Source organism: Leclercia sp. GLN_9, assembly GCF_043105735.1.
GTDB classification, from domain to species: Bacteria; Pseudomonadota; Gammaproteobacteria; order Enterobacterales; family Enterobacteriaceae; genus Enterobacter; species Enterobacter adecarboxylatus.
Window position 1 is genome coordinate 240121 of the sequence record NZ_JBICLV010000017.1, and the last position, 9503, is coordinate 249623.

Sequence of the window (9503 nt, forward strand, 5' to 3'; positions counted from 1 at the left end):
AAGGGAAAACTCATCATGAATTCTATCAGCCAAAACATAAACAAATCTACAGTAAGAATCGTCTGTGACAATGGAACAGGAACTGGATTTTATTTTTGCTTTGTTAATAAAGATATTCCAGATCAATTTCATCCCTTCATTGTCACCAACAAGCATGTTATCGAAGGCGCGAAAGAAGCTCGTTTAAGGCTAAAATTGAAGCCAAACGATCAAGGGATTGATTATTTTGACTTAAGCATTCAAAATCTTTCTAATACTTTTATAGGACACCCAGATCCTAATGTAGACTTAACTATTTTCCCACTTAGCAGTAGTTATGCAGAATTATCGAAAAGAGGCCTTGAACTTGATCCGTTTTTCTTTTGTGACGCAAGTATATCTGGAACCAGAAACCTGACACCTGTCGAGGATATTTACATGACAGGCTATCCTAACGGATTATGGGATGAGGTTAATAACAAGCCGATTACACGAAAAGGAATCACTGCATCGGATGTTAATTTAGACTGGAATGGCAAGAAACAATTCATGATAGATATGGCTTGTTTTGGCGGTTCCAGTGGCTCTCCAGTGTATGTGATGACTGAAGGGAGTTTTTCATCTGGTGATGGAATTGCAATTGGCAAGAGGTTTGTTTTTTTAGGGGTTCTTTTTGCAGGCCCTCAATTTCGGGTTGATGGCAGTATCGATATTGTTGAAGTGCCTACATCAACGGTTGCCATCTCCAGAACGGATATAATGATGAATTTAGGTATAGTTATAAAAGCTGCCGAGTTGTTAAAATTTAAAACTTTGATAGGTATAGCTTGATTATTTGAAATAACAACCGCCTCCCGGCGGTTTTTTATTGCCATCACTATTGGTAGGTCCATCGTAATGGCTTAAGGAGAGGTTGTAATGCCGCCACGCACACCTAAGGCCTGTCGCGTTCGCGGCTGCCGCTCGACCACAACAGACCCCTCAGGCTACTGCGAGGGTCATAAGGGCGAAGGCTGGAAGCAGTATAAGCCCGGCCAGACACGACACCAGCGCGGCTACGGTACGAAATGGGAGGCCATCCGCCCGCGAATCCTGAAGCGTGACAAAGGACTGTGTCAGGATCATCTGAAGCAGGGCGTTGCCAAGTCGGCGTCATGCGTTGACCACATCATCCCGAAGGCGCACGGCGGCACAGACGAGGACTCCAACCTGCAGAGCCTGTGCTGGTCCTGCCATGCCAAGAAGACCGCGCGCGAACGCCTCAAATGAGAGTAATTCTCGATTGCATCGAGGCGGGGGAGGGGGGTAAAATCCCTGCGCCCGACCGCCTTCCGGACTGCCCGCCTCCTCGTTTTTTTATACCCGCGAAAAATCAAATTTAACCAGGAGTGTCGCTTATGGCTGGAACGGCGGGGCGTTCCGGGCGCCGCCCAAAGCCAACGGCGCGCAAGGAGCTGGCCGGGAACCCCGGTAAGCGAGCCCTGAACAAAGAAGAGCCGGTGTTCACCCCCATCAAGGGCGTGGAGCCGCCGGACTGGTTTGAGGAAGAGAATCTGCCGCTCGCGGCGATCATGTGGGAACTGACCACAAAAGAATTATGCGGGCAGGGACTGATCTGCGTTACCGATCTCGCCGTGCTCGAGCGCTGGTGTGTCGCGTACGAATTCTGGCGCCGGGCGGTAAAGAATATCGCCGTGGAAGGCCTGTCCATAACCGGTGCGATGGGCGGCAAGATAAAGAACCCTGAGCTGACCGCGAAGAAAGAACAGGAATCGGAGATGAGTTCTACCGGTTCAATGCTGGGCCTCGACCCCAGCAGCCGCCAGCGTCTGGTCGGCCTTGCAGGCCAGAAGAAAACCTCCAACCCATTCCTGAAGATGATCAGCTCATGAGCCGGAAATCGTATCCCAACGTTAACGCCGCGAATCAGTACGCCCGCAACGTTGTGCGGGGGAAGATCCCGGCGTGCCAGTATGTCATTCAGGCCTGCCAGCGCCATATCGACGATATGGCTCAGGAGAAGAGCCGTAAATTCCGGTACCGCTTTGACAAAGACATTGCGGAGAAGGCCGCGAAGTTTATTCAGTTGCTGCCGCACACCAAGGGGGAGTGGGCATTCAAGCGGATGCCGATTACCCTAGAGCCCTGGCAACTTTTTATCATCTGCTGTGCCTTTGGCTGGGTCCAGAAGGGGACAAGGCTTCGCCGTTTCCGGGAGGTTTACACTGAGATCCCCCGCAAGAATGGAAAGTCTGCGATCTCTGCCGGCGTGGCGCTGTACTGCTTCACCTGTGATAACGAGTTCGGCGCTGAGGTCTACTCTGGCGCCACAACGGAAAAGCAGGCGTGGGAAGTATTCCGGCCTGCGCGCCTGATGTGCAAACGCACCCCGCTGCTGGTGGAGGCGTTCGGCATCGAGGTCAACGCTTCAAACCTGAACCGGCCGGAAGACGGGGCCCGTTTCGAGCCGCTGATCGGCAACCCTGGCGACGGGGCCTCGCCACACTGCGCGATAGTCGACGAATATCACGAACACCCAACCGATGCGTTGTACACCACGATGCTGACGGGCATGGGTGCGCGCCGGCAGCCGCTGATGTGGGCGATCACCACAGCGGGCTACAACATCGAGGGGCCTTGCTACGACAAACGCCGCGAAGTAATTGAGATGCTGAATGGCTCAGTGCCCAACGAGGAGCTGTTCGGCGTGGTTTATACAGTCGATGAAGGTGACGACTGGACCGACCCGAAGGTGCTGGAGAAGGCAAATCCGAATATGGGGGTGTCGGTCTACCGCGATTTTCTGCTGAGCCAGCAACAGCGCGCTATCAACAATGCCCGCCAGGCGGGCGTGTTCAAAACGAAGCACCTCAATATCTGGGTCGCTGCCCGGGCCGCGTTCTTCAACCTGGTGTCCTGGCAGAACTGCGAAGATAAGACGCTGACCCTGGAACAATTCGAGGGGCAACCCTGTGTGCTGGCGTTCGACCTGGCGCGCAAACTGGATATGAACAGCATGGCACGCCTGTTTACCCGGGAAATCGACGGGAAAACGCATTACTACTGCGTGGCACCGCGCTTCTGGGTGCCGTATGACACGGTATACAGCGTCGAGAAAAACGAGGATCGCCGTACAGCTGAGCGCTTTCAGAAATGGGTTGAGATGGGGTTACTGACGGTAACTGACGGGGCGGAGGTGGATTACCGCTACATCCTTGAAGAGGCGAAAGCGGCAAATAGACTGAACCCGGTCAGTGAGTCACCGATTGACCCGTTTGGCGCTACCGGCCTTTCACACGATCTGGCCGATGAAGAGCTGAATCCCGTCACCATCATCCAGAACTACACCAACATGTCTGACCCGATGAAGGAGCTGGAAGCCGCCATTGAGTCGGGCCGCTTTCATCACGACGGCAACCCCATCATGAGCTGGTGTATTAGCAACGTCGTGGGGAAGTATCTGCCTGGTAACGACGATGTGGTTAAACCCATCAAAGAGCAGAACGAAAACAAAATTGACGGCGCGGTTGCGCTGATTATGACTATCGGGCGGGCAATGCTCAAAGAGCCTGGCAATTTCCTCTCATCCCTTGATCCGGACGATGACCTTCTAATTTTATGAAATCACTCATTACTGATGTTATCGGGCTGGCCGGGTACGGCCTGCTCACCGCCGGATTTTACCTGCAGTTCGGGTTGGCTCCGGCACTGATGTTCTCCGGCGGGCTCCTGCTGGTGGGCGCCCTGGCGATGGCCAGAAGGAGGAAGCGTGCTGTTTGACTCTCTGTTCAGAAGTGAATCTCTTGAGAATCCGGCCACGCCAATCAGCGGTGAACTGGTAGATGCCGACGGGTTGTTTGCAGCAGACGTATATGTCAGCCCTGAGACGGCGATGAAGCTCGCGGCGGTATATGCCTGCATTTACGTCCTGTCCTCGAACCTCGCCCAGATGCCGCTGCATGTCATGCGAAAGCACAACGGCAAGGTCGAGCCAGCGCGGGATCACCCAGCGTTTTATCTGGTTCATGATGAGCCGAACACCTGGCAGACCAGCTATAAGTGGCGCGAACTGAAGCAACGCCACATCCTCGGCTGGGGCAACGGCTACACCTGGGTCAAGCGCAGCCGCCGCGGAGAAGTCACCTCCCTGGACTGCTGTATGCCCTGGGAAACGACCCTGATTAATACTGGAGGACGCTACACCTACGGCGTTTATAACGAAGAGGGAGCCTTCGCCATCAGCCCTGACGACATGATCCACATCCGGGCGCTGGGGAATAACCAGAAAATGGGCCTCAGCCCGGTGATGCAGCACGCCGAAACAATCGGCATGGGCATGAGCGGGCAGAAGTATACGGAAAGTTTCTTCAGCGGTAATGCCCGTCCGGCGGGAATCGTGTCAGTAAAAACAGCACTGGATAACACAAGCTGGGGCAGGCTAAAAGACCAATGGAAAAAGGCAGTCCAGGCGTTACGCAGCCAGGAAAACAAAACCATGCTGCTGCCTGCGGATCTGGATTACAAGGCACTCACTGTGTCGCCGATTGACGCCCAGATCATCGACATGTCAAAGCTCAACCGCTCGATGATTGCCGGGATCTTTAACGTGCCGGCGCACATGATCAACGACCTGGAGAAAGCCACCTTCAGCAACATCACGCAGCAGGCCATTCAGTTTGTCCGCTACTCGATGATGCCCTGGGTGACGAACTGGGAGCAGGAGCTTAACCGCCGCCTGTTTACCCGCGCCGAGCTGGCCGCCGGGTATTACGTCCGGTTTAACCTTACTGGCCTGTTACGCGGCACCCCGCAGGAACGCGCGCAGTTCTACCACTTCGCGATCACCGATGGGTGGATGAGCCGCAACGAAGCCCGCGCTTTCGAGGATATGAACCCGGTCGATGGCCTGGACGAAATGCTCGTCAGCGTCAACGCTGCCAACCCGGCGGACGATTTCAAAACCACCAAAACCGAAAAGGAAAAAACCGATGAGTGATCGCGAGACTCGCTGTTACAGCGGTGAGGTCCGTGCCGAACAGCAGGGGGAGAAGCCCACGCGCATTATCGGTTACGGCTCGGTGTTTAACAGCCGTTCCGAACCCCTCTGGGGATTCCGCGAGATCATTAAGCCCGGCGCTTTCGATGACGTACTGGGCGACGATATCCGCGGACTGTTTAACCATGACCCGAACTTTATCCTCGGCCGCAGCGCTTCTGGCACCCTGAGCGTTGGCGTCGATGATAAAGGACTGAGCTACGACATCGCAGCACCTGACACACAGACCATTCGTGATCTGGTGCTGGCGCCGATGATGCGAGGCGATATCACCCAGTCGTCTTTCGCATTCCGGATCGCCCACGATGGTGAGCACTGGTACCAGGACGATGAGGGGATCGTCATTCGCGAAATTAACCGCTTTTCCCGGCTCTTTGATGTAAGCCCGGTGACCTACCCGGCGTATCAGGATGCCGATTCCGGAGTTCGCTCCATGAAAGCCTGGCAGGAGGCGCGCGACAGCGGCGCGCTGGCGCAAGCCATTAACCAACGAATGGCGCGCGAGCGCCTGCTGACTCTTCTTAACGCGTAAGGAAAAACCATGAAATTGCACGAACTGAAGCAGAAACGTAACACCATCGCTACCGACATGCGTGCCCTGCACGACAAGATTGGTGATGCCAACTGGACTGATGAACAGCGTACCCAGTGGAACGCTTCAAAATCTGAACTGGACTCGCTCGATGAGCGAATCACCCGTGAGGAAGAGCTGCGCCGTCACGACCAGACTTTTGTTAATGAGCAGGAGCCTGAACAGCGCCAGCGTCAGGAAAACCCGGAGATGCAGGCCGAAGGGCGCCGCGCTGCTGCATTTGATCGCCTTCTGCGCCACGGCTTCAGCGAACTGACAGCCGAAGAACGCCAGGCCGTCAAAGAGCTGCGTGCTCAGGGCACCACCCCTGATGATAAGGGCGGCTATACCGTACCTACCCAGATGCGCAATACCATCATCGATGCGATGAAGGCTTACGGCGGGATCGCGAGCGTTGCCCAGATTCTCAATACATCAAACGGTCAGGATATTACCTGGTCCACTTCTGACGGTACCGCTGAAGAGGGCGAGCTGCTCGCTGAAAACAGCGCAGCCACTGAAGGTGACGTGACGTTCGGCACGGCGACCCTGGGTGCCAAAAAGCTTTCATCCAAAATCATTCGCGTCTCTAACGAACTGCTGCAGGACAGCGGCGTTGATATCGAGGCATATCTGGCAGGCCGTATTGCACAGCGCATCGGGCGCGGTGAGGCTAAATATCTCGTTCAGGGAAGCGGTGCCGGCACGCCACTTCAGCCTAAGGGCCTGGCCGCTTCAGTAACAGGCACTACTCAGTCTTCAGCGGCGGCGGCGTTCAACTGGAAGGATATGAATTCCCTGATTCACTCCCTCGATCCGGCGTATCGTGGCGGTCCTTCTTTCCGCTGGGCTTTCAATGACGCGACGCTGCAGAGCATCGAGCAAATGGAAGATACACAGGGCCGTCCACTGTGGCTGCCAGATATCACCGGCGGATCCCCAGCGACCGTTCTGGGTATTCCGTATGTTATCGATCAGGCCATCGACAATGCTGCCGCCAGCAAAAAATTCATTTATCTGGGGGACTTCAACCGCTTCGTGGTGCGCCGCGTTGCTTACATGACGCTGAAGCGTCTGGTTGAACGCTACGCCGAATACGATCAGACCGCGTTCCTGGCTTTCCACCGCTTCGACTGCGTGCTGGAAGACACCGCAGCCATTAAAGCGCTGGTGGGTAAAGCGCCGTAATTCATAGCACTGCGAAAACGAATGCCGCGTAAGCGGTTTTTTTATGCCCGCAACCAGACCGTTGCGGGCTGGAGACTGACAATGGCGCTAACGATCGACGAGTGCAAAGTGCAGTGCAGGATTGATGGTGATGACCCGGGGGATAAACAGCTTCTGGAGATCTACATCGGTGCGGCGCGTCGTAAGGCTGAGAGCTATACAAATCGCCAGCTCTATGATGACGCGCTTCCGACAAACGATCCGGACGGGCTGGTTATCAAAGATGACGTCAAACTGGCGCTAATGCTGCTGGTCGGACACTGGTATGAAAACAGGGAGCCGGTGAACATCGGCAACATCGTGTCGACACTGCCATTTGGCTTTGAGTCTCTTCTTGAACCTTACCGGTTCATTGCGCTGTAGGAGGTGATATGCAGGCAGGCAGGCTGCGGCACCGCGTCACCATTCAGAATTATGTAACCACCCGATCTCCCTCCGGTCAGCCCGTTGAGCAGTGGTCTGATGGGGAAACAGTATGGGGTGAGGTTCTGGCGGTCAGCGGCCGCGAACAACTTTCCTCCGGCGCTGAGTCGCCTGAGGCAACAGTCAGGGTATGGATGCGTTTTCGTAAGGACATATCGGCTGCTTCACGGCTAAAGATACTAACTGGGCCGCTTGCCGGCGCGCTGCTTAACGTTGTTGGCCAACCAATTCCTGACAGGAAGGGCGCCCGGCTGGAAATTCTTTGCAAGAGAGGTACTGAAAAGTGATCGATCTGAATCTGGACTTCTCAGGGCTTGAGGATATCGCCCGCGACCTCACCCGGCTGAGCAAAGCTGAGAACAACAAAGTGCTTCGTGATGCTACTCGGGCTGGCGCTGGCATATTGCGTGAGGAGGTTATTGACCGGGCTCCGGTGGATACCGGAAAACTACGACGAAATGTAGTGGTGGTAACACAGCGTGGTCGAAGCGGGGAGATCACTTCTGGTGTCCATATAAGAGGCGTTAATCCCCGAACCGGTGGAAGCGACAATACGATGAAGGCGTCCAACCCGCGCAACGCTTTTTACTGGCGCTTTGTGGAACTCGGCACGTCCAAACTGGCACCTCATCCATTCGTCAGGCCCGCTTATGATGCCCGGGAGGATGAAGCTTATGCAGCTGCTGTTCAGCGCATGAATCAGGCGATCGATAAGGTGCTGAGCAAATGACTGAAGCAGATATTTATCTTCCGCTCTCCGGCCTGGCTGGCGGACAGGTTTACCCATACGTCGCACCTTTATCGCCAGATGGGAATGTCTCGATCTCACCTCCCTGGCTGGTTTTCTCACTGCCGCAGGAAAATTCTGCTGATGTGTTCTGTGGCGTCGCAGAGTCAATGACCACCATTCAGATCGATGTTTATGCGTCAACTGTGGACGGCGCGCGGGAAATCCGTCGCCTTGCCATTGAAGCGCTTACTCCTCTCGGCATCACCGAGATCCGTAAATATCAGGATTACGAGCCAGACTCCCGACTTTATCGCTCCACATTTGAGGCGAGCGTAACCTGGTGATCCCACAGACTCACAACCGCCCGCTTCGGCGGGTTTCTTATTTTCAGGAGACAGCGAATGAGCGCTCAGTTTGAAAAATCGCAGGGCACGAAGATTCAGATCACTTCAGTGCCGGCAACTCCCACTACGATCGATGCTGCCGTGTTCCTGCCGCTGGAATGCTCGCTAAAAGAGGCGCAGTTCACCGCGGGTCAGAAGCAGGATATTGACGTCACCACGCTTTGTTCCGATGAGCAGGAGAATATTAACGGGCTGGCGGCAGCTTCTGAAGTATCCCTATCAGGTAACTTTAAAGAAAACCCTGGCCAGGCAGCGCTGCGTGACGCCTATGACAATGACACCGTTTATGGCTTCAAAATCATCTTTCCTTCAGGTGTTGGTTTCCAGTTCTTTGCGGAGGTTCGCCAGCACACCTGGTCAACTGGTACAAACGGTGTTGTCGCCGCTACGTTCGCGTTACGCCTGAAAGGCAAGCCGACTCGTATCACGGCACCGCCGGCTGTTGCCCTGGCGTTTACTACCGATCTGCCTGCAACAAAAACCGCCGCAGTAGGCGACAACTTTTCTATTGGAGTAGTGGTTACCGGTGGCGTACCGCCGTACCGGCTCGACTGGTACAAAAATGGCGCGCATTCCGGCCTGGGCAACACTACTACGACCATTGATTTCAATAACGCGCAGGCGAACGAAAGCGGCCATCGTCAGGTGATCGTAACCGATGCGGTGGGCGCGACCATTGTTTCAACTGTTTGTGACGTAGAAATTAGTTAACCGGAGCGCCGGGAAACCGGCGAAGAAATTACATGGGTAAAAACATTCGTGAGCTGGCACTGGCTCGTTTGTCCGGCTTCCGCAATAAAACTGAAGCCGTCAAAGAGTGGGGCGGTGCCAAGGTAATTCTGCGTGAGCCATCAGCAGAAGCATGGCTTCGCTGGCAAGAGATCGTTAAAGAAAGCGATGAAGAGCTTTCCGTCTCTGAAAAGGCCATGCGTAACCTGCGCGCCGACGTGACGCTGTTTATCGATGTGGTCTGTGACGAAAATCAGGAGCCTGTTTTTACGCCTGAAGATGCCGAAGAGGTGCAGGGCGTATACGGCCCGGTTCACTCCCGACTGCTGAAGCAGGCTCTGGATCTGATAACCAGCAGTGACGACGCCAAAAAAAAGTAGCAAC

General features: G+C 54.8%; 14 protein-coding genes. All 14 read left to right on the top strand.

Annotated features, from left to right (window positions below; all coding sequences use genetic code 11):
• Positions 1-15: 15 nt before the first annotated feature.
• The 14 genes from ACF8PE_RS11805 (at position 16) to ACF8PE_RS11870 (ending at position 9499) form a co-directional block, all read left to right on the top strand.
• Positions 16-810 carry a serine protease gene (locus ACF8PE_RS11805; RefSeq protein ID WP_392494897.1) on the top strand — a complete coding sequence of 265 codons (795 nt, stop codon included), beginning with the start codon at positions 16-18 and terminating at the stop codon, positions 808-810.
• Positions 811-897: 87 nt separating this feature from the next.
• On the top strand, positions 898-1248 hold the full coding sequence (locus tag ACF8PE_RS11810) for an HNH endonuclease (RefSeq protein ID WP_392494898.1): 351 nt from the start codon (positions 898-900) through the stop codon (positions 1246-1248).
• Positions 1249-1376: 128 nt separating this feature from the next.
• The gene (locus ACF8PE_RS11815) at positions 1377-1871 is read left to right on the top strand and encodes a phage terminase small subunit P27 family (protein WP_392494899.1); all 495 of its coding nucleotides are present in this window, start codon (positions 1377-1379) and stop codon (positions 1869-1871) included.
• A complete protein-coding gene (locus tag ACF8PE_RS11820; protein ID WP_392494900.1) occupies positions 1868-3601 on the top strand; it encodes a terminase large subunit in 1734 nt (577 codons plus the stop codon). Before ACF8PE_RS11815 ends, ACF8PE_RS11820 begins: the two co-directional genes overlap by 4 nt.
• Positions 3598-3759: a hypothetical protein gene (locus ACF8PE_RS11825; protein WP_392494901.1), complete on the top strand. Its 162-nt coding sequence runs from the start codon at positions 3598-3600 to the stop codon at positions 3757-3759. Before ACF8PE_RS11820 ends, ACF8PE_RS11825 begins: the two co-directional genes overlap by 4 nt.
• The gene (locus tag ACF8PE_RS11830; RefSeq protein ID WP_392494902.1) at positions 3749-4975 is read left to right on the top strand and encodes a phage portal protein; all 1227 of its coding nucleotides are present in this window, start codon (positions 3749-3751) and stop codon (positions 4973-4975) included. Before ACF8PE_RS11825 ends, ACF8PE_RS11830 begins: the two co-directional genes overlap by 11 nt.
• Positions 4968-5567 (top strand): HK97 family phage prohead protease, encoded by a 600-nt coding sequence (locus tag ACF8PE_RS11835; protein ID WP_392494903.1) that lies wholly within the window; start codon positions 4968-4970, stop codon positions 5565-5567. Before ACF8PE_RS11830 ends, ACF8PE_RS11835 begins: the two co-directional genes overlap by 8 nt.
• 9 nt (positions 5568-5576) lie before the next feature.
• On the top strand, positions 5577-6794 hold the full coding sequence (locus tag ACF8PE_RS11840) for a phage major capsid protein (protein ID WP_392494904.1): 1218 nt from the start codon (positions 5577-5579) through the stop codon (positions 6792-6794).
• Between the two features lie 81 nt (positions 6795-6875).
• Positions 6876-7196 (top strand): head-tail connector protein, encoded by a 321-nt coding sequence (locus ACF8PE_RS11845; RefSeq protein WP_114388399.1) that lies wholly within the window; start codon positions 6876-6878, stop codon positions 7194-7196.
• A gap of 8 nt (positions 7197-7204) precedes the next feature.
• Positions 7205-7543, top strand: coding sequence for a phage head closure protein (locus ACF8PE_RS11850; protein ID WP_195319645.1), 339 nt, complete (start codon positions 7205-7207; stop codon positions 7541-7543).
• Positions 7540-7986 (top strand): HK97-gp10 family putative phage morphogenesis protein, encoded by a 447-nt coding sequence (locus tag ACF8PE_RS11855; RefSeq protein WP_392494905.1) that lies wholly within the window; start codon positions 7540-7542, stop codon positions 7984-7986. The genes ACF8PE_RS11850 and ACF8PE_RS11855 overlap by 4 nt, the downstream gene beginning before the upstream one ends.
• Entirely contained in the window at positions 7983-8330 is a 348-nt protein-coding gene (locus tag ACF8PE_RS11860; protein ID WP_392494906.1) for a hypothetical protein, read from the top strand. Before ACF8PE_RS11855 ends, ACF8PE_RS11860 begins: the two co-directional genes overlap by 4 nt.
• A 57-nt stretch (positions 8331-8387) precedes the next feature.
• Complete coding sequence (locus ACF8PE_RS11865; protein ID WP_392494907.1) at positions 8388-9101, top strand: phage tail tube protein; 714 nt, start codon at positions 8388-8390, stop codon at positions 9099-9101.
• A 32-nt stretch (positions 9102-9133) separates the two neighbouring features.
• Positions 9134-9499, top strand: a complete 366-nt coding sequence (locus tag ACF8PE_RS11870; protein WP_392494908.1) for a phage tail assembly chaperone — start codon at positions 9134-9136, stop codon at positions 9497-9499.
• Positions 9500-9503 lie beyond the last annotated feature (4 nt).

What these genes read in the sequence shown, in the direction of transcription:
- ACF8PE_RS11840 (WP_392494904.1), top strand. Translation starts at nt 5,577, where the DNA reads ATGAAATTGCACGAACTGAAGCAGAAACGTAACACCATCGCTACCGAC.
- ACF8PE_RS11815 (WP_392494899.1), top strand. Translation starts at nt 1,377, where the DNA reads ATGGCTGGAACGGCGGGGCGTTCCGGGCGCCGCCCAAAGCCAACGGCG.
- ACF8PE_RS11825 (WP_392494901.1), top strand. Translation starts at nt 3,598, where the DNA reads ATGAAATCACTCATTACTGATGTTATCGGGCTGGCCGGGTACGGCCTG.
- ACF8PE_RS11860 (WP_392494906.1), top strand. Translation starts at nt 7,983, where the DNA reads ATGACTGAAGCAGATATTTATCTTCCGCTCTCCGGCCTGGCTGGCGGA.
- ACF8PE_RS11835 (WP_392494903.1), top strand. Translation starts at nt 4,968, where the DNA reads ATGAGTGATCGCGAGACTCGCTGTTACAGCGGTGAGGTCCGTGCCGAA.
- ACF8PE_RS11810 (WP_392494898.1), top strand. Translation starts at nt 898, where the DNA reads ATGCCGCCACGCACACCTAAGGCCTGTCGCGTTCGCGGCTGCCGCTCG.
- ACF8PE_RS11850 (WP_195319645.1), top strand. Translation starts at nt 7,205, where the DNA reads ATGCAGGCAGGCAGGCTGCGGCACCGCGTCACCATTCAGAATTATGTA.
- ACF8PE_RS11865 (WP_392494907.1), top strand. Translation starts at nt 8,388, where the DNA reads ATGAGCGCTCAGTTTGAAAAATCGCAGGGCACGAAGATTCAGATCACT.
- ACF8PE_RS11845 (WP_114388399.1), top strand. Translation starts at nt 6,876, where the DNA reads ATGGCGCTAACGATCGACGAGTGCAAAGTGCAGTGCAGGATTGATGGT.
- ACF8PE_RS11805 (WP_392494897.1), top strand. Translation starts at nt 16, where the DNA reads ATGAATTCTATCAGCCAAAACATAAACAAATCTACAGTAAGAATCGTC.
- ACF8PE_RS11820 (WP_392494900.1), top strand. Translation starts at nt 1,868, where the DNA reads ATGAGCCGGAAATCGTATCCCAACGTTAACGCCGCGAATCAGTACGCC.
- ACF8PE_RS11870 (WP_392494908.1), top strand. Translation starts at nt 9,134, where the DNA reads ATGGGTAAAAACATTCGTGAGCTGGCACTGGCTCGTTTGTCCGGCTTC.